This is a genomic window from Fibrella forsythiae (assembly GCF_017353175.1).
In the GTDB taxonomy this organism is placed as follows: Bacteria; Bacteroidota; Bacteroidia; order Cytophagales; family Spirosomataceae; genus Fibrella; species Fibrella forsythiae.
On the sequence record NZ_JAFMYW010000002.1, the window covers coordinates 944,077 to 966,781 of the forward strand.

The 22,705-nt window shown below is 52.2% G+C and carries 20 protein-coding genes; 12 read left to right on the forward strand and 8 right to left on the reverse strand.

Features of this window, described 5'->3' with window-relative positions; translation table 11 throughout:
* Positions 1-166 precede the first annotated feature (166 nt).
* Positions 167-3,496 carry a translation initiation factor IF-2 gene (gene infB, locus J2I46_RS09915; RefSeq protein ID WP_207328840.1) on the forward strand — a complete coding sequence of 1,110 codons (3,330 nt, stop codon included), beginning with the start codon at positions 167-169 and terminating at the stop codon, positions 3,494-3,496.
* A 133-nt stretch (positions 3,497-3,629) separates the two neighbouring features.
* Here the strand turns inward: infB and rhaT are convergent, their stop codons facing one another.
* Complete coding sequence (gene rhaT, locus J2I46_RS09920; RefSeq protein WP_207328841.1) at positions 3,630-4,667, reverse strand: L-rhamnose/proton symporter RhaT; 1,038 nt, start codon at positions 4,665-4,667, stop codon at positions 3,630-3,632.
* Positions 4,668-4,980: 313 nt separating this feature from the next.
* Between rhaT and J2I46_RS09925 the strand changes: the two genes are divergently transcribed.
* On the forward strand, positions 4,981-5,376 hold the full coding sequence (locus J2I46_RS09925) for a response regulator (protein ID WP_207328842.1): 396 nt from the start codon (positions 4,981-4,983) through the stop codon (positions 5,374-5,376).
* A gap of 409 nt (positions 5,377-5,785) precedes the next feature.
* A complete protein-coding gene (locus J2I46_RS09930; protein ID WP_207328843.1) occupies positions 5,786-6,595 on the forward strand; it encodes a glycosyltransferase in 810 nt (269 codons plus the stop codon).
* Between the two features lie 5 nt (positions 6,596-6,600).
* On the opposite strand, the gene J2I46_RS09935 is transcribed toward J2I46_RS09930, so the two are convergent.
* Positions 6,601-7,794 (reverse strand): M20 metallopeptidase family protein, encoded by a 1,194-nt coding sequence (locus tag J2I46_RS09935; protein WP_207328844.1) that lies wholly within the window; start codon positions 7,792-7,794, stop codon positions 6,601-6,603.
* Positions 7,795-7,809: 15 nt separating this feature from the next.
* Positions 7,810-8,517 carry an RDD family protein gene (locus J2I46_RS09940; protein ID WP_207328845.1) on the reverse strand — a complete coding sequence of 236 codons (708 nt, stop codon included), beginning with the start codon at positions 8,515-8,517 and terminating at the stop codon, positions 7,810-7,812.
* A gap of 197 nt (positions 8,518-8,714) precedes the next feature.
* Here J2I46_RS09940 and J2I46_RS09945 point away from each other — a divergent pair, with 197 nt between their 5' ends.
* The 9 genes from J2I46_RS09945 (at position 8,715) to J2I46_RS09985 (ending at position 18,051) form a co-directional block, all read left to right on the forward strand.
* The gene (locus J2I46_RS09945) at positions 8,715-9,662 is read left to right on the forward strand and encodes a stage II sporulation protein M (RefSeq protein WP_207328846.1); all 948 of its coding nucleotides are present in this window, start codon (positions 8,715-8,717) and stop codon (positions 9,660-9,662) included.
* A gap of 18 nt (positions 9,663-9,680) precedes the next feature.
* Positions 9,681-10,577 carry a YciC family protein gene (locus tag J2I46_RS09950; RefSeq protein WP_207328847.1) on the forward strand — a complete coding sequence of 299 codons (897 nt, stop codon included), beginning with the start codon at positions 9,681-9,683 and terminating at the stop codon, positions 10,575-10,577.
* 63 nt (positions 10,578-10,640) lie between these two features.
* Positions 10,641-11,456, forward strand: coding sequence for a DUF4129 domain-containing protein (locus J2I46_RS09955; RefSeq protein ID WP_207328848.1), 816 nt, complete (start codon positions 10,641-10,643; stop codon positions 11,454-11,456).
* Positions 11,457-11,540: 84 nt separating this feature from the next.
* Entirely contained in the window at positions 11,541-12,737 is a 1,197-nt protein-coding gene (locus tag J2I46_RS09960) for a DUF4350 domain-containing protein (protein WP_207328849.1), read from the forward strand.
* Positions 12,738-12,788: 51 nt separating this feature from the next.
* Entirely contained in the window at positions 12,789-13,766 is a 978-nt protein-coding gene (locus J2I46_RS09965; RefSeq protein ID WP_207328850.1) for an AAA family ATPase, read from the forward strand.
* Between the two features lie 20 nt (positions 13,767-13,786).
* Positions 13,787-14,935, forward strand: coding sequence for a hypothetical protein (locus J2I46_RS09970; RefSeq protein WP_207328851.1), 1,149 nt, complete (start codon positions 13,787-13,789; stop codon positions 14,933-14,935).
* 34 nt (positions 14,936-14,969) lie between these two features.
* Positions 14,970-15,791 (forward strand): tetratricopeptide repeat protein, encoded by an 822-nt coding sequence (locus J2I46_RS09975; protein ID WP_207328852.1) that lies wholly within the window; start codon positions 14,970-14,972, stop codon positions 15,789-15,791.
* Positions 15,792-15,814: 23 nt separating this feature from the next.
* On the forward strand, positions 15,815-17,176 hold the full coding sequence (locus tag J2I46_RS09980; RefSeq protein WP_207328853.1) for a DUF58 domain-containing protein: 1,362 nt from the start codon (positions 15,815-15,817) through the stop codon (positions 17,174-17,176).
* Positions 17,177-17,226: 50 nt separating this feature from the next.
* Positions 17,227-18,051, forward strand: a complete 825-nt coding sequence (locus tag J2I46_RS09985; RefSeq protein ID WP_207328854.1) for an SGNH/GDSL hydrolase family protein — start codon at positions 17,227-17,229, stop codon at positions 18,049-18,051.
* Between the two features lie 83 nt (positions 18,052-18,134).
* On the opposite strand, the gene J2I46_RS09990 is transcribed toward J2I46_RS09985, so the two are convergent.
* From J2I46_RS09990 to J2I46_RS10010, 5 genes are all read right to left on the reverse strand, one after another.
* Complete coding sequence (locus tag J2I46_RS09990; protein WP_207328855.1) at positions 18,135-19,142, reverse strand: zinc metalloprotease; 1,008 nt, start codon at positions 19,140-19,142, stop codon at positions 18,135-18,137.
* Positions 19,143-19,523: 381 nt separating this feature from the next.
* Positions 19,524-20,351, reverse strand: a complete 828-nt coding sequence (locus J2I46_RS09995; RefSeq protein ID WP_207328856.1) for a PhzF family protein — start codon at positions 20,349-20,351, stop codon at positions 19,524-19,526.
* Positions 20,348-21,097 carry a hypothetical protein gene (locus tag J2I46_RS10000; RefSeq protein ID WP_207328857.1) on the reverse strand — a complete coding sequence of 250 codons (750 nt, stop codon included), beginning with the start codon at positions 21,095-21,097 and terminating at the stop codon, positions 20,348-20,350. The genes J2I46_RS09995 and J2I46_RS10000 overlap by 4 nt, the downstream gene beginning before the upstream one ends.
* The gene (locus tag J2I46_RS10005) at positions 21,094-21,381 is read right to left on the reverse strand and encodes a YciI family protein (protein WP_207328858.1); all 288 of its coding nucleotides are present in this window, start codon (positions 21,379-21,381) and stop codon (positions 21,094-21,096) included. Before J2I46_RS10005 ends, J2I46_RS10000 begins: the two co-directional genes overlap by 4 nt.
* 45 nt (positions 21,382-21,426) lie before the next feature.
* Positions 21,427-22,677 (reverse strand): AGE family epimerase/isomerase, encoded by a 1,251-nt coding sequence (locus J2I46_RS10010; protein WP_207328859.1) that lies wholly within the window; start codon positions 22,675-22,677, stop codon positions 21,427-21,429.
* Between the last annotated feature and the right edge of the window lie 28 nt (positions 22,678-22,705).

Genomic DNA, 22,705 nt, shown 5'->3' on the forward strand with positions numbered 1-22,705 from the left:
TATTTTCAGTTGCATTAGTTGATAACGACTTGGTTTGTTCTGACGCAAGGCAACTGAAAACACTAAACAGCAAGGGGTAAACTCCCTTTTTTGGGATTTATAATCCGTTAACCGTTGTTATCACTGTATAAACAACCATTAATTTTGTCGGGTCTAAACCGAACGTATGGCAGAAGATAAATCAATGCGCCTGAGCCAAGTGGCAAAAATTCTCAACAAAGGGTTATCCTCTGTTGCGAGTACGCTATCTGCCAAAGGGTTCAAGGTGGAAATAAACCCTAATACCAAAATCAACACCGAACAGTTGGAGGTATTAGCGAAGGAATTTAAAGCAAGCGATCTCCTGAACGGGACCCGCAAATCGGCCGACGTACCTGCTTCGGCAGAGGCGCACCGTGAGGCACCGGCCCGTAAGGATGATGATTACCTGCCACGCTACTCGCGTGACGAGCAGGGACGATCGAACGTGGCTGAGAGCAACACTACGGCGCCAGCTGGTGCCCCTGTTGCCCGCACACCCGAACCTGCTAAACCTACTGCCCAACCGGCACAGCGTGAGGCTGCCCCGGCGTCTGGCCTGCCTGGCCTGACAGTGGTAGGAAAAATCGATCTCAATGCGCCGAGGCCTGTGCCACCTGTTCAGGCAGAACGCAGCCCGGCTCCAGCTCCGGTTACCGCGAAAGCGCCCGAGGCTCCAAAACCTGTTGTGGCACCTGCTCCGGAAGCAAAAGCACCTGCACCGGTTAGCGTACCGGCTCCAGCTGTTGCCCCTGTTGCTCCGCCACAGCCAGTTGCAACGCCAGCTCCCAAGCCTGTAGAAGCTCCTGCGCCAACGCCTGCTCCTGTGGCAGTTGTGAAGCCAGCGCCTGCGCCAGCGGTTGTTCAAACGCCTAAGCCCGTTGAAAATCGCCAGCCAGAGCAGCCAAAACCAACGGTTGAAGTACCTAAAACAGTAGAGACACCCCAGCCGGTTGCGGCTGTGACGCCTCCTGTGGCCGCGCCGAAACCTGTTGACGTACCCAAAAGCGAGCCTGCAGACGAGCCTGCCGCCCCGGTAGAAACGATCCGGGCTGAAGGAAGCGTGCAGTTGAAAGGATTAACTGTAAAAGGAACGATTGACCTGACGCAGTTTAACCGCCCTCAAGGTGGTGGTGCGGCCAGTCGTGATAAAAAAGGAAAACGGAAGCGTATTCCGAATGCAAACGATCGTCGGCCCGGTCAGCCAAACCCAGGTCAGGGACAGGGCGGTGGACAGCCTCAGGCTGGTGGTCAGGGGCAGGTAAATGCGCCTCGTAACGACCGTGATGGTCAGCCACGTGGTGATCGTCCGGGTTATCAGGGCGGCGACCGCAACCAAAATCAGGGTGACCGTACAAACCAGAACCGCCCTGCACAGGGCCAGGGTGCTGGTAATGCAACTACGAATACCAACCGTCCGGCAGCAGGCGCTCCGGCTGGTAATAACCAGAACCGTCCGGCTGCAGGTGCGGGTGGCGGTACAAACCAGGGCCGTAACAGCAATGGTCCACGTCCTGGTGGAGGTAATGACAAGAAACGGGGAGGTGATCGCCGCGACGTACCTACCAAGCAGGAAGTATCGGCCAATATTCGCGCAACCAATGCCCGGATGACGGGCGGTAACACGCGTACCAACCGGGGTGCAGATCGCCGCCGCGACCGTCGTAGTCAGCGTGAAGAAGATCGCCGCCTGATGACCGAACAGGAAGAACTGGAAGCAAAAACGCTGAAAGTTACCGAGTTCGTGTCCGCCAACGATCTGTCATCGCTGATGGACGTGTCGATCAATGAAGTTATTTCCGTGTGTTTAAGCGCCGGTATGTTCGTATCGATCAACCAGCGTCTCGATGCTGAAGCGATCACGTTCATTGCCGATGAGTTTGGCTTCGACATACAATTCGTATCGGCTGAAGAAGAAACCGAAGCAAGTCTGGATGAAACACCAGACGCCGAGGAAGATTTACATCTTCGTGCGCCGATCGTTACGATCATGGGCCACGTTGACCATGGTAAAACATCGCTGCTTGACTACATCCGTCGTGCGAAAGTGGCGGCTGGTGAAGCTGGTGGTATTACCCAGCACATTGGTGCCTATAGCGTGAAAACGGAAGATGGCCGGATGGTAACCTTCCTGGATACACCTGGTCACGAAGCCTTTACGGCTATGCGGGCGCGGGGTGCTAAAGTTACCGACGTCGTCATCATCGTGATTGCGGCCGATGATAGCATCATGCCTCAAACACGTGAAGCTATCAACCACGCACAAGTAGCCAACGTACCCATCGTATTCGCTTTCTCGAAAGTAGATAAACCTGGTGCCGACGCCGAAAAAATCCGGAACGAACTGGCTCAGATGAACCTGCTCGTTGAAGATTGGGGCGGTAAATACCAGTCTCAGGAAATTTCATCAAAATCAGGTTTAGGTATCGACGAACTGCTGGAGAAAGTGTTGCTCGAAGCTGAGGTCCTTGAACTGAAAGCCAACCCGTCGCGCCGTTCTACCGGTACCGTAGTAGAAGCAACCCTTGATAAAGGTCGTGGGTACGTTACTACCGTTCTGGTACAAAATGGTACGCTCCGTCAGGGTGATATCATGCTTGTTGGTGCGCATTACGGTCGCATCCGGGCAATGACCAATGACCGTGGCGAACGGATCAAAGAAGCGGGTCCTTCGCAACCGGTACAGATTCTTGGTCTGCCAGGTGCGCCACAGGCTGGTGATAAGTTTAACGTGATGGAAACGGACCGTGAGGCCCGCGAGATTGCCAACAAACGGGAGCAATTGCTGCGTGAACAGACCCTTCGCACCCGCAAGCATATTACGCTTGAAGAGATTGGCCGCCGGAAAGCGATCGGTTCATTTAAAGAACTGAACGTGATTGTGAAAGGTGACGTAGACGGTTCGGTGGAAGCCCTATCCGATTCGTTGCTTCAGTTGTCGACTGGTGAGGTTCAGGTGAACATCATTCACAAGGCAGTGGGTCAGATCTCTGAATCAGACGTGCTGCTGGCGTCAACTGCCGACGCCATCATCATTGGTTTCCAGGTACGTCCTTCGTCGAATGCCCGTAAGCTCGCCGAGCAGGAGCAGATCGAAATCCGGATGTACTCGATTATCTACGATGCTATCAATGAGATCAAAGATGCGATGGAAGGTCTCCTGGCCCCAACGCAGGAAGAGGTCATCACGGGTAATATTGAGGTACGCGAGGTGTTCAAGATCAGCAAGATTGGTACAGTAGCTGGTTGCTACGTAACTGATGGCGTTGTGAAGCGGAACCACAAAATCCGGATCATCCGTGACTTTATCGTGATTCACACAGGCGAAATCAGTGCGTTGAAACGGTATAAAGATGATGTTAACGAGGTACGTACTGGCTACGAATGTGGCCTGAGTATCAAAGGATTTAACGATATTGAAGTTGGCGATGTCATCGAAGGCTTCGAAATGAAAGAAGTGAAGCGGACGTTGGCTTAGTCATCTCCGATTCATTCTAGCAGTAAATCGTTACCCATAAAAAATGCCCGGCTTCGTAAGAGGTCGGGCATTTTTTGTTTACTGTTTGTCATTCATAAAGCAGGCATTGATCATGATCGAAGCCTGAAAAGGACTATTCAGCCAGGTAGTTACCAATACCAACGATAACTGTCGATAACACCACCGTGGCAATACCCAGTGAAATAGTGCGTAGGGTAGGGCGGTTGGCTCCCTTCCATTCGTGCAAGTAAAGACCCCAGAAACTGCTGAAAGCAATGATAAACGCCATGTGGAGTGTCCAGCCTGAGAAGCGATACGCCCCCATCTGGCTATCGCCCATGCCGTAGAAGAAGAACTGAAAATACCACGTAAAGCCAGCCAGCGCACAGAAGAAGACGTTTCTCCAGATTGGCGTTGAGTGGTTTGTATAATCTGTGTAGGTGCGGTTACGAATATTCAAGTAGATTGTCCAGATCGCGTTGGTTGTGAGACCCCCGAGCAGAATGACAACCAGCGTTGCATTGTTCATGTAAAGCGTGTCGGCACCGTGTTTAACAGCCAGGTCTGAAATAGGCTGACCGGCAGTGAGACCAAACGAGAAGCAGGCGCTTAAAACTCCTGAGAACACGGCAACGAGCAGTCCTTTGCGAATATCGAACTCGGTGATTACTGCCTTTTTTTCCTCTTCGGTGAGGTGTTTCTCCTTCATCATGCCTGCCAGGCCACAAATACCGATGCCCAACACGCAGACACCAACCCCCAGCATAACAAATCTGCCTGATGTAGTGCTGAATAGCTGGCCGATCGTTCCTAAGTAGATAGGCGGCACCAGCGTGCCAAAGACAGCGCAAAGGCCCAGCGTAACGGCCATACCGAGCGACAGGCCCAGGTAACGCATTGCCAAGCCGAAGGTCAGGCCTCCGAACCCCCACAACACCCCCCAGACGTATGTCCAGATTAATGTTTCGGTGGGAGCCTGCTTAAGAACCTCAAAGAGATCAGGTACAGTCAATGAGCCGAGCAGAAATGGGGCTAACAACCACGAGAAAAGTCCGCCAACGAGCCAGTAACTTTCCCAGGCCCAGCCTTTCACATTTCTGTACGGTAAATAAAAACTGCCCGACGCGAATCCGCCAACAGCATGCAACACGACACCCCAGAATACAGCCATTTTATCTACTTTTTATACCAAAGCTAGCCAGAATGGTTTCTACCGCTTTCCTGCTCCTACCTGCTCAGCTAGAAAAACGAACCAGACAACGACTGGTGCCCTGCTCTGCTGGCTCTACATAACCAGGTTAGGAGGCATACAGGCCAAAACTAACCATGAAGAAACTAACAGATGAAAGGCACGCTGGCCTACGCGTGACGAACCTAATCATGCCAGATCAATTTCAACCGTTATATCGCCTGTAGTTTACACTAATAAGGAAAATGTACCAAGTTGTTTCGTAAATTTGCTACCCATTTGCTAGAAGATAGTTATGCCCCAACCGGTCCGGATTTTGCTGGTCGAAGATGACGAAGATGACATCACGTTTTTCGAATTGGCGCTGAAGAAACAATCGATTGCCACTCAATTGACCACGTTAACGGATGGTGATCAGGTGATGCCTTACCTGAGTGATACCGCCGAACACCCTGATCTGCTGGTGCTGGATCTGAACCTGCCTAAATTGCCAGGCCGTGATGTGCTGACCCAGCTTAAACAGTCGCCTATTGGTCAGGATATTCCCGTTGTTATTCTGTCAACGTCGTCGGCGCAGGAAGACAACGATTTTTGTATCGCCAATGGAGCCGATCGGTTTCTGACTAAGCCAACCTCACTGACTTCACTGAGTACTATGCTGGCTGAAGTACTTGATGTAACCGTGAAATAGCCTGTTGTACGCTTTGCTCAGTGCCGTTTAGTTAAAGAAGGAATGTAGTATCATATGGTATACTTTGTCTTTATAGGAAAGGTTTTTCTATAAGCGTTATACCATGAAGCGTATTTTATTTTTCACCCCGTATAGCTTACTCAACGGGTCAGGTGTACTGCTTTGGAATATTCTGCAGCATTTTGATCGTAATCTTTTTCAAGCAGCCGTTTATTGTGATCAACGCGGCCCTTTACAGGAGCAAACCCCCACTGACGTTGTGGTACACGGATCTCCGTTTGACAAAGGACGATTCGGTAGGGTAGCCTTGAAATCGCTGAATGCGATAGGGTATAATGTATACGAACAGAATATTATCCGTATAAACCAGCAGTTCAAGCCAGATTACTGGTACCTCAATACGGTGTTGATGTTTCACCTCACGCCTTTGGCTGAAAGGCTCGGAATACCCGTTATTGTACAGATCAATGAACTAAACTCGATGTTTGAGTCTGTTTCCTATCAGGAAATGGCACACGCCATGTCGTTTGCTGAACTGACGGTAGGAATCACTCAGCATATTTGTAAACTGGCCATTCAGATGGGTGCCAGAGATACGGCGCTTCAATACTGTTTCACAAACACGGTTAAGCATCCAGTTTCGACTACCAGAATAGCTCAGCTCCGGCAATCTTTGAGGCTTCCTGAAAGTGTATTTGTCTGGATAATGGTAGGAACGCCAATTTACCGTAAAGGCATTGATTTTATACCTGCTATTGCCCAGGCCTTACAAGAACGGCCGTGTCATATAATCTGGTTAGGCAGCGGTACCGTTGATACCGGGTTGAACTTTCTGATACAGAAACAGATAGAAACGATGGGGCTGCAGAACGTCACTTTTCTGGGCGTACAGACTGATGATTACCATGCCTACCTTCAGCTGGCCAATGGATTTGTATTAACCTCACGCGAGGAACCATTTGGTAATGTGCTGATTGATGCAGCTAGCTTAGGTAAGCCAATCGTTGCGTCGGGTGAATATGGGGCAAGCGAATTCATGCTTCCGGGAATGGGAGAGCTTGTCGACTATACTTCGCCTGCTCATTTTGCCAGGGCAATGATGACTGTTATGGATAATCCTGGCGACTATAAACAGGACGTATCCGTTGCTCGCAGCCACCATTTCGACACGGCGGTGCAGGTAAAACATTGGCAGGAACTAATGAACAGACTGCCCTAATACGCTCAACTCTGCTGTAGTTCCTGGACCGCTAACCAGGCCATTAAGCCCGGGCCAATGGCCAGGGCCGCTTCGTCAATGTCGAACGTTGGCGTGTGCACACCACTGATGATCCCGCGCGCTTCGTTGCGGGTGCCAAGGCGGTAAAAGCACGAGTCGACAACCTGTGAATAGAACGCAAAATCTTCGCCGGCCATCCATAGATCCAGGTCCACTACGTTTTCGCGACCCATATAGGCTTCGGTCTGGGTACGTAGCCGACGGGTTAGCTCCGGGTGGTTTTTCAGGTAAGGGTAACCTTTCACGCGGGTAAACTCACAGGTGCCGCCCATGGCTTCGGCCATTGTTTCAGCCATTTTCTGCATCAGGGCAATGCCTTTCTCGCGCCATTCTTCATTCATGCAACGGAATGTTCCCTCGATGTCGACGTGGTTTGGAATGACGTTGGTGACGCCGTCGGCAATGAAGCGACCGAAGGAAAGGACAGATGGGCTGGCAGGTGGGCGGTTGCGGCTGATGATCTGTTGCAGGGCCACAATGATATGTGAGGCGATCAACACCGGGTCGATCAGGTTATCGGGCATGGCGGCGTGTCCTCCCTTCCCCCGGATGGTCATATAGATTTCGTCGGTGCTGGCCATATACATGCCTTCGCGGAAACCGATTTTACCCACAGGTACGTTGGGCGCAACGTGCTGGCCGATCATACCGTTGGGTCGGGGGTTATCCAGAACCCCTTCCCGGATCATGAGTGATGCCCCGCCCGGTGCTTTCTCTTCGGCTGGTTGAAACACCAGTTTCACGGTGCCCGAAAACTGATCCCGCAATTCGGTCAGAATACGGGCAGTGGCGAGCAGGCTGCTTGTATGCACATCGTGCCCGCAGGCATGCATAACGCCATCGACGGTTGATTTGTACGGAACATCGTTTGCTTCCCGAATGGGGAGCGCGTCCATGTCGGCCCGCAATCCCACAACGTGGTTATCATTGCCTGGCTTAGTGCCCTCGATTAGCGCTACAACACCCGTTCCTGCTACGCCTTCCTGCGGCGTAAGGCCCAGGGCCGTTAGTTCGCTGGCGACAAAACGGGCCGTTTCCTGTTCGTGAAAAGAAAGTTCTGGGTGCGCATGCAGATGGCGACGAACCTTGACTGCATCGGGAGCAAAACGCTCGGACAACGATTTTATGGATGAGAGCATATAGAAATGACTCGTTTATTCCTGCATCGACAGGAATTGATAGTCGTTAATGATCGTATGTAAAAATTCGTACGAGCCCAGTGTGGTTGTCACATTGAGAACGGCCTTAATCTTGGCAGACGTGCGTTCGAGCGCATCCGCTGACCCCCGGCGGAGTACTTCACGGATGATCTGAATATCCTGATCTGATAGTTGCCGAACGGCATCAAATTGAACCTGATAGGTTGGGGGTAATGAACTGTAGACGACATCGTCGAGCTGAACTTTAGGCTGTAGCCGGATGACGGTAGTACCGGCGGCCAGATCGCCCAGCCGCTGCCCTTTACCTGTTGCTGCCACACACACAATAGCAACAATGCCACTGAAGATTCGGGTGTCAACCAGCCGTAGCAGCCACCGCATCAGGTAGGCGCCAACACTGGGCTGGGAGCCGTCTAGCATGACTACCCTTATTTTTAAGGCAATCTTACCGATACTCTGACCGTTCAGTAGCCACTCACAGAAGAAATCGTACAGGAATATAGGCAGGATGACCAGTACCATCACGTAAACAACTGACCGCTCGCCTCTGAACCAGCCCGCGCTAGCCGGGAGGGCAATTGTAAGCAATCCCCAGGCGGCAAAAACGACGTAATCGAGCAGGGTAGCCAGAATGCGGTCGCCAATGCTGGCTGGTTCATATTCGAGCAGAACGTTCTGGGTAGTCTGAATTGAGACAGCCATTGATAGACGGTGTACGTTAGGCTTTACAGGGCATAGACATCTGTCTAACCGGCATCAAAGATACCGGTTGAGGCTGTTTTTGACTCGTCCTTTTTTGCGATTATTCAACTGGTGTTATCACGAACATTGCCGATAGTTAAGTAACTTTCCCAGGCCGATCAGGCTAAGTCGACACTTTCATCTGCCCCCAGTTTTGTATGCGTGAAGCAGCTTTTGTAAAACGGAACACGGAGAAGTGGACCGATATGGAGCGAAACCCAACAAGAGACCCCGACGAGCTTACGGCCCGTTATGTTGAACTGACCGACGACCTTTCCTACGCGCGTACGTTCTACCCGGAATCGAATGTAACCCGGTATCTGAATGGGCTGGCGGCGCAGATGCATCGGGGGCTCATGCAGAACAAACGGGAAGAGCGTGGCCGTTTTGTTGCTTTCTGGATGTATGAACTCCCCTCGTTATTTTATCATTCGCAGAAGACGCTGGCCGTATCGGCTGGGTTTTTCTTTATCGCCTGCTTCATTGGCTGGCTCTCGGCGGTGAATGACCCCACCTTCGTGCGGCTGATTCTGGGCGATGGGTACGTGAACATGACACTGGAGAACATCAAAAAAGGGAATCCGCTGGGTGTGTATGGCGGGAGCGATCAGGCGTCGATGTTTTTCCAGATTACGCTCAACAACATTGGTGTATCGCTACGGGCTTTTGTGGCGGGGGTGTTTGCATCGGTAGGTACGTTGGTGATGCTGTTCTATAACGGGGTGATGCTGGGCGCCTTTCAGGCCTTTTTCTACGAACGCGGCCTGCTGACCCAGTCGTTACTGAAAATATGGATTCACGGTACACTCGAGATATCGGCAATTGTCATTGCGGGTGCGGCCGGGCTTACTATGGGAAATAGCCTGCTCTTTCCAGGTACGTTGCCGCGGATGGAATCATTCAAACGGGGAGCAAAGCAGGGGCTCAAGATTGCGGTGGGGCTGGTTCCCATTTTTGTTATGGCCGGCTTTCTGGAAAGCTTCGTCACCCGAATGACCCTGCCACCCGTGGTTAGCCTGCTTATTATCGGCACGTCGGCGGCTTTTATCATCTGGTATTTTATCCTTTACCCAATTCATTTGCATCGTTCTCAGCATATTGCATAACCGTTACTTCTCCTCTCCATGATCCAGTTCGAACAGCGCCGTGATTTCGGCGAAAAAATCAACGCTACGTTCACGTTTGTGACTGAGCAAATTCGCGGTTTAGGGTTATCGCTCCTCTACATTGTGGGGCCGGTAGCCCTAATTGGTGGTATTATTTCCGGTTACGGACAAGTCGAATTATTAGGTAGCGCCACCTCGGTAACTACGCCCGATAAGCTCCTGTCATTTTATGGCAGCCTCTTCTCGGGGCCACGTTTGTTGGGGATGGTGCTTCAGTTTTTAGCCTACTTGCTGACAAGCGTAGTCACCTATTCCTACATTCGTCTCTATCGTGAACAGGCCAATAATAAATCTGTTGGCGTTAGTGCCGTGTGGGCCGAAACGCAGCAGTATATAGGCTCCAGTGTACTGTTATCCATCGTGACAACAATCATGATGGGCTTTGGCTTCGTCATCCTGTTTATTCCAGGCATTTACCTCTGGATCGTTTTATCGCTGGCACCTGCAATTCTGGTGTTTGAGCGCCGCGACGTGGGGAGCTCCATCAGTCGGAGTTTTAAACTCATTACTGACAAGTGGTGGTCAACGTTTGGCCTTTCTGTCATCATGTTCATCATCATCTGGATCATCGGTATGGTGTTCGCCTTACCGGCATCTGTGATTGGCTTCCTGTTTGGGGCGGGTTTCATGAAGAATATCAGTTTTCTGATGACCGTACTTTCGGCTATATCAACGGTGGGGTATTCTATACTACTGTCGTTATTGGCGGTGGCTATAGCGTTTCAGTACTTCAATTTAATTGAGATGAAAGAAAGCACCGGGCTACTTGGTCAGATTGATTCGATTGGCGAGGGGGCAGGCATGTCTGCATCAGGTACGTTCCGGCAAACGCGTGAAGAAGAAGGCGAGTATTGAATCTCAAATAGCGTAAAGTCAGACGGATTGTAGAAAACGGCGGCTTTAGTTGATCACGTACCTATGCTGTTGAAACGGCTGTTTTTATGTTTCCTGCTGACCGCTTGTCTGGTAGCGCCGGTATGGGCTCAGGATTCGACGGGCGTTGCCCCGGGGAGCGGTAACGACGTGGTGAAAAGCCCCGAAGACGATGCTCATGAAGCAACGGCAGATTCGGTGGCTGCTAGCCGCGATACGGTCGTTTATGCGGCGATCAACGACAGAACGCCCATAACCGTTCGGGCTGTCGACGCGGAAAAGCTACGCGATATACAGGGCGACAGAGCCTACCGGTATGGCACTGATGTTCCCCCAACGGCCAGCCTGTGGGATCAGTTCTGGGCCTGGTTCTGGTATAAAGTTGGTGAGCTATTACGAACAAAAGCATACCGGAACGTTGGACAATATGTGCTGATTGTGGCTGTGGCGGCACTGGTTGTCTGGCTACTCTATAAGGCCGAAGTGCTCGCGAACCTCTTTCCCAAACGGGCAAAAAATACAGGATTGGGCTACGAAACGCTGGACGAAAACATCCACCAGATCAATTTCAGTGATCGAATCAATGAAGCCGTTGACGCCCGGAACTACCGGCTGGCGGTGCGCCTGCTGTACCTGCAAACGCTGAAAGGGCTGACTGATAGCGGCCTTATCCGCTGGCAACCCGACAAAACCAACCGGCAATATGCTTACGAACTGACGGGCAACCCAAAACGGCTCGGGTTTGAGCAATTAACGACCCAGTTTGAATACGCCTGGTACGGCGATTTTCCGGTCGACGAAGTCCGATTTGGTCTTATCTATCAACAGTTTAAACAGTTTAATGAGTTGGAGAAGTCGTAAATCAGGAAATCGCAAAACTTACCTGATACGCCAGGCAGAGCGGCTTACGACCTTCTGACTTACGATTTCTTTCACTTTTCCTGCATGCGTCCAAACAAGTACATACTATTTCTGCTGGCTACGCTGGTTGCGTTTGTGGCGTTTGAGTACTACAAACCCAAGCCGATCGACTGGCGGCCTACGTACCAGAACAACGACAAAATTCCGTTTGGTACCCAGGCCATGTTTGAATTGCTGCCCAGCCTGATGCGTCAGCCTGCTGTAGAGACCACGCGCCTGCCTGCCTACAACCTGTTGACGGAAACGAAACTGCCGCCGCGTAGCAACTACATTGCCGTTTGTGAGACATTCGCTGCCGGGGAGTATGATACACGTGAGTTGCTCAGGTACGTTGCTCGGGGTAACACGGCCTTTTTGTCGGCCTATAGTTTTTCCGATACATTGAGTCGGGCACTTGGTTTCAAAGCCGAAGTAAAGAACCCGCTCAAGGCAGATACGACACTGCGTTCCAATTTTGTCGGGCCTGCACTGGCCCGGAAAGGCGGTTATAATTTCCGGCACGATGATGGCCGTAATTTCCTGGTGGTGAAGAAGCCCAATACCGCCATTACCGTGCTGGCCCGAAACGCCCGGAAGGAGGCCGTATTTCTGCGAATCCCGCACGGCAAAGGCGTTTTCTACATCCATAATCTACCCCTTGCCCTGACCAATTATTACTTGCTTGCTCCCGCTTCGTCTGATTACATGACCAAAGCACTCTCATATCTGCCTGCCCAGCCAACTTACTGGGACGAGTTTCAGAAGCAGGGCCGGTTCGATGAAGATGAGCAATCGCTCCTGCGTTACATTTACAAGCAACCAGCCCTCAGTTGGGCGTATTATATCGGCTTGTTTGGCCTGATCATTTACGCGCTCTTTGCCGGGAAACGTACCCAGCGCATTATTCCGGTAATGCAGCTGCCCCAGAATACGTCGCTGGAGTTCGTGAAGACGGTGGGACGCATGTATTTTCAACAGAACGACCACGATAACGTTGCCCGCAAAAAAATCCAGTACTTCCTGGCCGATCTGCGCGAGCGTTATTTCCTGAATACGCAGGTGCTCAATTCGGAATTTACCGAAACGCTGGCCCGTAAAAGTGGTGTGCCACTCGAAGAAACGCAGAATCTGGTGCGTATGCTGGCGCAGGCAAACCGGGCCGTTTCGCTCTCTGAATTTGATTTACTAACGATCAACGCCACCATCGAAAACTTCAACGCTGCCGCCGCCAGTAAGGTTTGATCCTACCAGCAGCCATACAACTAATGACCTTAACCGAGTAACAATCCATACATGGAACAACCATTTAATACCCGCGTTGATCTTCAGGGGCTTAGCCTGGCCATCGACGCTATCCGCACCGAAGTTGGTAAAGTAATTGTTGGTCAGCACCAGACGATCGATCTGCTCCTGGCTGCGCTCCTGGCCGATGGTCACGTACTGATCGAGGGTGTGCCGGGCGTGGCTAAGACACTCACGGCGAAATTGCTGGCGAAAACCATTTCAGTTCAATTTAGCCGAATCCAGTTCACGCCCGATCTGATGCCCGCCGACGTGCTGGGTACGTCGGTCTTTAGCCCCAAAACGGCTGAATTCTCATTTAAACAGGGCCCTATTTTTGCCAACATCGTGCTGATCGACGAGATCAACCGGGCACCGGCTAAAACGCAGGCGGCCCTGTTTGAGGCTATGGAAGAACGGCAGATTACCAACGACGGTACCACGTACCTACTGCCGCCGCCGTTTATGGTGCTGGCTACGCAGAACCCCATTGAGCAGGAAGGTACGTACCGCCTGCCCGAAGCTCAATTAGACCGGTTCCTGTTCAAAATTGTGGTTGGTTACCCCGAGCAGGCCGAAGAGGTAGACATCCTGCGCGGCCATCACCAGCGTCGAAACCTGACCGATGCCATGGCCGCTATTGGCGCCGTACTAACCGCCGATCAGCTGAATATGATGCGGGACAAGGTCAATCAGGTGTATGTAGAGGATAACCTGTTCGACTACATCGCGCAGATCGTCAGGAGCACGCGGGCTAACAAATCGCTGTATCTGGGTGCTTCGCCCCGGGCAGCAGTGGCGCTATTGAACAGTGCGAAAGCCCTGGCTACCTTGCGCGGCCGTGATTTTATCACGCCTGAAGACGTGCAGGAACTGGCTATCCCCGTACTACGGCACCGGATTCTGCTCACGCCCGAACGCGAAATGGAGGGTGCCACCGCCGACGATGTCATTACCCAGCTTATTCAGAAAATTGAGGTGCCCCGTTGAGTAGCCTCTGGTAGCTGTGCATGAACAATGTAGCCTACAGATCGAATAGCGGGCCTTTCGCGCCCTGGCGGAGGGAGCAGAAAGGCTGTATTATTCTGATCATTAGCTTATTGAATGGACTACTGCTTGCCAATTCGGTCAGCGGCCAATCGCTCGTGGGGGCATGGATAGGTGTGGAGCAGCAGATTGATTCGGGATTTGTTTGCCCGTTGCCGCTCTTTCTTCAGGTACGTTCCGATAGCACCTATACCCTGAGTTTGATTGATAAAGCCGCCACCGCCCCACGGTCGACCTGGGGAATGACGGATAATCGGCTTCGGCTTGATACAGCTGTATTTCTGCCGGGCCAGGTACAAATTACGGCTACCGACCTGAAGGTTCAGGGAGCCACCCCGATGGTGTTTCGGCGGGTTCAGCCAACGGCCTTTTCGGGTGGTGAAACAACCGTCCGGTCTGTATTGGCTAACCGGATATGGCAGCAAAGCCAGGTTCGCTACCACTTCCATGAGGGTGGTCAGTTGTGTGTTGAAGACCAACTCACCGGCGATCGGGCCATTCGCTGCTGGACTGTTACCGAGTGTAATGGCAGCGTGTTTGTCGTTGTCAAAGGCAATCGGGGCGACTGTTCGCGGAGTTATGACGTACCCATTCAGGTGCTTGCCTTTACTGATAAAAAATTGACTGTGAGTAAGTTGACTGCTGCTGATTCTTCGCCTTATAGCCTGACGGCCGGTGGTCTGTTACCTGCCGGGAAAAATTGTGAAGCAATTGGGTTTCAGCTTTGCAGTAGTTGTTTTTACATACCTTACGAACAAGCCGGATTGCTGGAAAAGAAGGGGCCACCCGGTCGGCTCTATGCTGTTCGGCAGCAGTTGATGGCCGACTTCAAGGCGAATAACGTACCTAGGCAAACCGGAATCGTTCAGGTACGTTGCCTGGTGAATTGCGAAGGAAAAGCCGGGCAGTTTACGGCTACTACCTACGGACCCGATTATCAGCGTAACCACTTCGATCCTCAGATTACCAACCAGTTACTGACCATTCTTCGTACTCATTTTGCCACTGGCTGGCGACCGGGACGCATACGGGCGATCGAACGCCCGCTCGATTACCAGGCTACGATTACTATTCGGTTAGTGGATGGACAGATAACCGACGTTTTTCTATGACAAACAACTCATTAACGGTAGTAAGTAATCGGTTATGCTGAAGAACGTTCTGCGCTGTGTGCTGGTGTATATGCTGCTGATGACTTCGGCTCAGGCGCAGCATGAGGCCGCCCTGATGCAGCAATTGACCCGAAGCCTGATGACCTCAGGTACGTATCGGCAACCGTGGGGGCATGTGTATTATCTGGCCAGGCTCGATAGTGCCATTCGGGCGGGCTACGAAGTGGCTGACCATACCTTCTGGAAAGGGTTGTATTTTCTGGACCAGAAAGCACTCGATAAAGCGGTGCCCCTGCTGGAAAAAGCCTGCCGCCTGAAACCGAAGCATCATGGCTACGTTGGCTGGGTTTATCTGAACACCCTGCGCGATTACCCGCGTGCTTTGGCCCATTACGATGCCTACGATGCCCTGACTCCCGACGTTGATGACCGCGAAGGTGACCATGCTGTTAGTTTCCTGCGCTCGCAGATCTACCGATATATGGGTCGCCACGCAATGGCCTTGCCGGGCTACGACAAGGCCATTGCGCTGGTTGAAGACAAACATGGGCCGGGCTGGGTCAACTACCGCTATTATGTAGCGCGCGGCTGTTCAAGATTGGCCGTTGGTCGGGTTGCCGACGCACTCAGCGACTTCGATAAAGCCTTGCCTAACAACCCCAGTAGCGCGTTGGTAAATTACTGGCGGGGCCGTGCGTTACAGCTACTCAACCGTGCCGATGAAGCCCGTATGGCCTATAGCGATGCGTTACTTTGGCTCAGTAATTCAAATATTGAGCAAGACCAGTATTATGAAGTTCAGGATGCTGTTTATGAACAACAAGTCAATCAGGCACTAGCGAGTCTGGCCCGGTAAGGCTGTCATACACCCACCTATCTATGAAATTGATTCGTTCCCTGTTTATTTCCCTGCGCATCTGGTTCGTGCTGGCTGGCTTTGTGGTTGCTTTCGTGGTGGCCTATGCCGTACCGGTGTTATTTCCCGTGTTCCAGATAGCGTTCGGCGTTTTCGTATTGTTGCTGTTGATCGAACTGGTGTTGCTCTACCGCGACAGCGCTGCGGGTGGACAGCCGATCTTCTTTGCCCGCCGCGACATGCCCGACCGCCTTTCCAACGGCGACGAGAACCCGATCACGCTTTATCTGGAGAGCCGGTATGCGTTTAATACACCTGTTGAGATTGTGGATGAAATACCGTTTCAGTTTCAGCGTCGCGATGTACTGTTTACGGCCGATGTCAGGCCCAACGAAACGAAGGTGATCCGGTACGAACTGCGGCCAACACGCCGGGGCGAATACAGCTTCGGGTCAATCAATGTATTCGTGATGACGCCCATGAAATTGTTGAAACGGCGATTTCAATTCGAACAGGGGCGATTGGTGCCGGTGTACCCATCCTACCTGCAAATGCGGCAGTATGAACTGTTGGCAGCCAGTAATAGGCTTACTGAGGTTGGTATCAAGCGCATTCGGCGCATTGGGCACAGCATGGAATTTGAGCAGGTACGTCCCTACACGCAGGGTGATGACCTGCGCACGATCAACTGGAAAGCGACCGCCCGCCGGTCAGACACGAACCAGTCGAATCTGGTGGTGAATGCTTATACCGACGAACGTTCTCAGGCAGTGTATTGCCTGATCGACAAAGGAAGGGTGATGCGCTCGCCTTTCGAGGGCTTAACCCTACTCGACTACGCCATCAATGCATCGCTGGTGTTGAGCAATATTGCGCTGTTGAAGCAGGACCGGGCGGGCCTTATCACGTTTTCTGACCGGATTGGCCAGATTGTAGTGGCCGAACGGCGGCCGGGACATATGCTGAAGATTCTGGAAGTATTGTACCGGCAGAAAACTCGCTACCTGGAAACCGATTTCGAAGCGCTTTATGCTACCGTTCGCATGCAGGTACGTCAGCGGGGACTGTTACTGCTGTTTACCAATTTCGAAACCGTGAGCGGCATGCGTCGGCAATTGCCATACCTGCGTCGGTTGGCAAAAAATCACCTGCTGCTGGTCATTTTCTTCGATAATACGGAACTTCGCTCGTTGCTGAATGCACCTGCCCACGACACTGAAGAGATCTACCTGAAAACAATTGCTGAAAAATTTTCGTACGAAAAACAGTTGATTGTGAAGGAGTTGGGGCAATACGGTATTCAGAGTATCCTGACTGCTCCCCGCGATCTAACGGCTAACACAGTCAATAAATACCTGGAACTGAAAGCGCGGGGCATGATATAGGCGCTACCAAAGCGGGTAAATTAATGAGCGGTAATTCTTAACCGCATATCATGAAAAAACTGCTCACCTACCTGTCGCTGATCTGCCTGTTAAGCTCGTTCGATCGTAAAGAACTAACCTGGACAGCCCTCGGCGATTCGATAACGTACCTGAATGAGCATCTGGATCAGACGGGCAATCGAATTACGAAGGGATACATGACCCGGGTTGTTGAAAAACTTCCCTATATCCACTACACCAATCAAGGCCATAATGGCTGGACGGCCGTGCGCATTGCCCAGTCGATCGAGACACTGGGTTTGGCTAAGTCGGATATTTATTCTGTCTTCTTAGGTACGAACGACTGGTGGGGAGGCAAGCCGTTGGGGCGTTTAGTGGATTACCAAAACAACACCGGTAGCACAACCGTATGTGGCTCGTTCCGAATTATCATCGATAAGCTCCGAAGCCTCAACCCGGCGGCGCACATTGTGCTGATTACGCCCATGCAACGGGCTGACTTTGTCTACCTCACCAATTATAAAAACAACGCGTATGGATCATATAAAGCCAAAAACGGTCAATATCTCGAATCCTTCGCCAATGCCATTGACTCGATTGGCCGGTTCGATCGCATAACGGTAGTAGATCTGTATCACCTGAAAGGGCTGGGTGTGAAGCAGTTGGTTAAATACAAACGCCTGAAAGACCCTCAAACAGGTACGTACACCAATTACCCCTATCCCACATTCATCGATGTGCCGTTTAACCCGGAAACAGACGAGTATCCGTATCCACTTGAAGCGGTCGATAAAACGTATGATGGTCTGCACCCGTCCGACTCGGGCTACGAATTGATTACACGCCGGCTAGTGAAGGTGATGAAGAAATATTGATTGATGTAGCTCGTGTGCCTACCAGAAAATAGCCCGACAGGTACGTACCTGGCGGGCTATTTTCTGGTAGGCCGGTTATTCGATCATTGTACGAATGTGTTGCGGGAACCGTCAGAAGCAAACAGTGCGCGGCTGCGCGTCGTCTGTCCGTTGGTGAACATATACATGCAGAGATCATTAGTGTAGTCCATGTAGTTCATGAACAGATCACCGTTGGCGCCATTACCACAGGTAACGTGAGGGAACGACGGGCAACCGAAATTTGAGGTCTGCTGCGTAGGGGTATCGGCTACTAAATCGTTACCGCAACTGGCATCGCCCCAGATATGACGTAGGTTTAACCAGTGGCCAACTTCGTGAGTTGCCGTACGACCCTTATCATAGGGAGCTGCAAAGTAGCCGCCCGTGGTAACAATGCTGCTGCTGCCGAAATACTGCGGACCAATAACAACCCCGTCTGTTGCGGCTAAACCACCAGGAAACTGCGCGTAGCCGAGAATGCCACCCCCGATATTACAAATCCAGATATTCAGATTGTGGGCCGGATCGATGGGATCAACGCCGCCTTTCTTGCTGCTTTTCATGGCGTCGCGCGTACCCCACGACGTTTTGGTTGATGATTTGCGGTCAATACCAGCCAGCGTGAACTGGATCTGCATGTTCGAAGCCAGGCCTGAAAATACACCCGGTAGTAAACTTATATCGCTGTTTGTCTTGCTGTAATCGCGGTTCAGCACCGTAATCTGCGATTGAATCTGCGCATCGCTGATGTTTTCCTTCGCTGAATTGTAAATCACGTGCACGCGCACAGGAATAGTCACAACACCAGAGTAGGCCGTTGCGGCAGCACGGCCATTACGCTGGGCAAACCGTTCGGCGTGCTTGTCAATCTCTTCCAGTTTGTTGGCAATACTGGGGTTTTCCTTAATGTTCTCAGCCAGCACGTCCATACTGGCGCAGGCACGGGGCTCATCACCTTGCCGCGCATTCTGATTTGTGGCAGATGAAGATTGGTCGACATTTGGGTCGAAACAGGATGAGACAGCACCAATAAGTGCCATACAAACTATCGGCAGTATAATCTTTCGCATATTGATTAGTTGGTTTATGGCTCAATGTAGTATAAATAATGTAACTGTAAAACGTAGAAATATACATATGAGAAATAAGAATTACATATGGTATTGTCTGGTACCCTGAAATGGATGTAACTACCTGTATAACTGTAACGTATGCATTTGCTGACGAGCTTTTTTCCGACAATCGACTTAGCAAACGGTCATCCATTTCGTGAACTAACGATAGTTAGTCGTGTTACGCTGGCATGTTGGGCATCTACCATTTACTCGGCAGAGCAGTCAGCCGGGGATAATCCTCTGTTGCAGGAAGAAGCAATCGTTTACGCCCTCGCGTAGCGCATAAAAAAGGTCGATAACCTAGCTATCGACCTTTTTTTAACTATGAATGGTCTGTCAAACGTGATTTGCCAGTTCGCCCTTGAGGTACAATTGCACCTGTCCGCCAATATCAACGCGGGTACCGTCGGAATGGAGTTTACAGCGCAGATAGCCACCCCGTGCCGACAGTTGCCGGGCTGTTAAATCAGTCTTTGCCAGTTTGTCAGCCCAGTAAGGTATCAGTGTTGTGTGAGCTGACCCCGTGACGGGATCCTCGTCGATGCCTGACTGCGGGGCGAAAAAGCGCGAAACAAAATCAACGTCGATGCCGGGAGCCGTAACGATAATGCCCCGTGCCGGTACGGTTACCAACTCACGGAAATCGGGGGCGAGCGCTTCCACATCGGCCTGGGTGGCGTATACCACCATGAAATCGGTTTTACCCTTGTGAATCTCCAATGGTTTGGGTCCTCGTAAGCCGGCCGACAGGGCCGGAGGCTGAACGGCGGCTTTATGGAGAACATCGGCCGGGAAGTCGAGCACCAGCCAGCCGTCACTGTCGCGGCAAACGGTAAGCGGCCCGCTCTTAGAATCGAACGTGATTTTAGCCTCCTCGGGTTTTTCTTCGAGGAAGAAAACAACGTACCCGGTTGCTAGCGTAGCATGTCCACAAAGGTCAACCTCAACAGTTGGGGTAAACCAACGGATATGATATCCCGTTTCGGTACGGATGTAGAAAGCGGTTTCGGCCAGGTTATTCTCGGCGGCAATTGCCTGCATTCGATCGTCGGGCAACCATTCGTTCTGGTCGGTCAGTGGTACAACTGCCGCCGGGTTACCTGTGTAAAGCAGATCGGTAAAAGCATCGAGCTGGTAAATTCGAAAGCTGGTGGATGGGGTCATTTAAAGGAAACAGTCAGGTTTTGTACAGTAGGATTCAAGGTATGCATGGCTGGGTTACTGGAGAGAAATTCCTGATCGCCCAGTAGCGATTCATAGAGTTTCTCCTGCTGGCCGGTTAGCGATTCCGGTACGCCGAACCCTACGCCGATAAAGCTTTTTCCGTCTTTTTCTTCCAGCGCGCCGCCTTTCCAGCCAGAGGTCAGCCCGCCGTAGTCCCAGCCGAAGCCATATACGCTAAAGGCGCGGCCGTTAAGTTTCTCCACATCCTGGAGCGACATTCCCAGTTTTATTCCTTTATCGGTGATCCACTGGGTAGCAGACCCGGCTGTGCCTGGCAACAGGTTGCCGTCCTGGTCATGGGCTGGCCGAAGCATGACGGTCTCGGGGCGGGCAAAGCGCCGTTTGTCGGCCCACAAAATCTGGGCCTGATCGGCGGTATTCTTGAAGAGCGTTGTGCCTATCTCGTAGTTACCCTCGGCCACGTAGATCGTGTCGCGCGTAACGTTTGCCTGGCCTAATAAGGCAATGAGGCTGGCTTCTGTAGCACTGGCGTTGACAGAGCCCACCTGGAGGCCCGGAATGACCAGGAAATTCTCGGGCGAAGGGCCGGGTGTTTCTGATGCCGACTGAATGATTGACGCCTTGCTCACCAGCGAATCGGTTGAGGTGGTGACGGTATCGGGTTGCTTTTGCTGGCACGATGCTAGCCCAATCAGCAGGAAGACAGATGGATAGAGATGGTTCATATGTCTGCCTGGCGAAAAGGCTTGATGTCGATTCGTTCCCACACCTTATTTTGTACGTACGGTTCCCAGGAAAGCCACTCCTGAAGTTGCGCCTCGTCGGCAAAGTCGAGTAGCATCATCGAACCGATCATGCGGCCTTCAGGGTCGAGCAGGGCGCCGCCTAGAATAAACTGACCAGCGGCTTTTAACCGTCGTGCTCCTTCGAAATGAGCGGGGCGGATGGTCATTCGATGATCCAGGGCGTTTGGGCCGGTGCCATCATAGGCATGGACAACGTAGAGCACAGTATAGCGTGGTTTAGGGGTGTTGCAAGATACCAAAATCGGGGATTATACACCTACCCCGCGTAGGCCAACCGGTTGTAAGCGCGCGCACTGATCCAGGTGCTGCCAGGTGCTGGCCAGCCCGCGAATCAGCGCGTAACACCCTGTTCCGGCCGTTGCTTTGAACGAGTTGACAGGCTGCAACTGAGCCGTCAGGGCCAGATGCCAGCTGTCGTTCTGGCGTGCGTCGGGAAAATGCTGGAAGGTGTATTCGTAGATCCGCTTTATCCAGCGCGGGGCTTCGGGGTGGCGGGTATGCCAATAGCCATTGGTGAGGGCGGCCAATGCCAGAAGATGATCGCCCGCCAGGCGGTAGCTCTCCCCTTCAGCGGTTATCGGCTGATCTTTCCAGTCGAGCCACCGGGCCAGCCCCTGCCGCTCTTCGGTTCGCCCCTCGGGGCGCAGTGGCCAGGCCCATTCGCAGGTACGCAGGCACCAGTTAGTTGCCTGTAAGGTAAGCTTTCTGTTTCCCAGCAACGTACCTACATCGATCATCAGGGTTGCTGCTTCCATCGTGAGGCCTGTTGCTACACGCCGACCTTCGGGCGTATTGCTAAATGCCCCGCCCGGCCCCACAAACTCACGCAGAATGTCGTGCCGTTTATCGAGAAACTCGTTCAGAATCTCATCAAGTAATGGTTCTGTCACTTCTTTCCAGTCTGTAGCGGCAAACAGTGGGCGCGCATCAACCAGTGCTCTGAGCAGGGCCAGCGGCTGGCTCAGGTGGCGTACTGGTTGAGGCCGATCTGTTGGTGCGGTGAACTGCGCTTCCCGGTCTGCCTGGTAGTGCCGCAGGCTAACCTGGAATGTCTGTTTCGCCAGCATGGCCCACTGGTCGTCGCCGGTTGCCTGGTGAATCTGGGCATACGCTGCCGCCACCCGTGCGCCTGTCAACGGATCGTTTATCGGTGTCTGTAGCGAACCAGGGTCTACCGTTGGGTTACCCAGTCGGTCCAGGTACGTGTAGCAGGCCATCTGTGGCGTATGGGCGTGTTCGGCCAGAAAATCGGCTCCATGAAGTGCATGGTCGAGCCAGTCAGGCTGGGCGTCTATGTGGCTATAGAGATAGGCAAAAGCCCAGACCTGCTCGGCCTGCCGGGCCACGTTTTTATTGGCATCAATTGATGTTCCGTCGGTCGTCAGATAGTCGAAATAGCCACCACCAAGTCCATCGCAGGCATGTCTGAGCCAGAATGGCAGACATTCGTCGATAAGTGCCGTTTGGCAGTGGGTCGCTATTTTGTGAAAATCAATCAATGGAACACGGGTAATCAGGCGGTGAGCA

Excerpts from the sequence above, each read along its gene's own strand:
- J2I46_RS09955 (WP_207328848.1), top strand. The coding sequence starts at position 10,641 with ATGCTGTTGAAACGGCTGTTTTTATGTTTCCTGCTGACCGCTTGTCTG.
- J2I46_RS09945 (WP_207328846.1), top strand. The coding sequence starts at position 8,715 with ATGCGTGAAGCAGCTTTTGTAAAACGGAACACGGAGAAGTGGACCGAT.
- J2I46_RS09990 (WP_207328855.1), bottom strand. The coding sequence starts at position 19,142 with ATGCGAAAGATTATACTGCCGATAGTTTGTATGGCACTTATTGGTGCT.
- J2I46_RS09960 (WP_207328849.1), top strand. The coding sequence starts at position 11,541 with ATGCGTCCAAACAAGTACATACTATTTCTGCTGGCTACGCTGGTTGCG.
- J2I46_RS10000 (WP_207328857.1), bottom strand. The coding sequence starts at position 21,097 with ATGAACCATCTCTATCCATCTGTCTTCCTGCTGATTGGGCTAGCATCG.
- J2I46_RS09930 (WP_207328843.1), top strand. The coding sequence starts at position 5,786 with ATGTTTCACCTCACGCCTTTGGCTGAAAGGCTCGGAATACCCGTTATT.
- J2I46_RS09940 (WP_207328845.1), bottom strand. The coding sequence starts at position 8,517 with ATGGCTGTCTCAATTCAGACTACCCAGAACGTTCTGCTCGAATATGAA.
- J2I46_RS09975 (WP_207328852.1), top strand. The coding sequence starts at position 14,970 with ATGCTGAAGAACGTTCTGCGCTGTGTGCTGGTGTATATGCTGCTGATG.
- J2I46_RS09985 (WP_207328854.1), top strand. The coding sequence starts at position 17,227 with ATGAAAAAACTGCTCACCTACCTGTCGCTGATCTGCCTGTTAAGCTCG.
- J2I46_RS09995 (WP_207328856.1), bottom strand. The coding sequence starts at position 20,351 with ATGACCCCATCCACCAGCTTTCGAATTTACCAGCTCGATGCTTTTACC.
- J2I46_RS09925 (WP_207328842.1), top strand. The coding sequence starts at position 4,981 with ATGCCCCAACCGGTCCGGATTTTGCTGGTCGAAGATGACGAAGATGAC.
- J2I46_RS09980 (WP_207328853.1), top strand. The coding sequence starts at position 15,815 with ATGAAATTGATTCGTTCCCTGTTTATTTCCCTGCGCATCTGGTTCGTG.
- J2I46_RS09965 (WP_207328850.1), top strand. The coding sequence starts at position 12,789 with ATGGAACAACCATTTAATACCCGCGTTGATCTTCAGGGGCTTAGCCTG.
- J2I46_RS09970 (WP_207328851.1), top strand. The coding sequence starts at position 13,787 with ATGAACAATGTAGCCTACAGATCGAATAGCGGGCCTTTCGCGCCCTGG.
- infB (WP_207328840.1), top strand. The coding sequence starts at position 167 with ATGGCAGAAGATAAATCAATGCGCCTGAGCCAAGTGGCAAAAATTCTC.
- J2I46_RS09935 (WP_207328844.1), bottom strand. The coding sequence starts at position 7,794 with ATGCTCTCATCCATAAAATCGTTGTCCGAGCGTTTTGCTCCCGATGCA.
- J2I46_RS09950 (WP_207328847.1), top strand. The coding sequence starts at position 9,681 with ATGATCCAGTTCGAACAGCGCCGTGATTTCGGCGAAAAAATCAACGCT.
- rhaT (WP_207328841.1), bottom strand. The coding sequence starts at position 4,667 with ATGGCTGTATTCTGGGGTGTCGTGTTGCATGCTGTTGGCGGATTCGCG.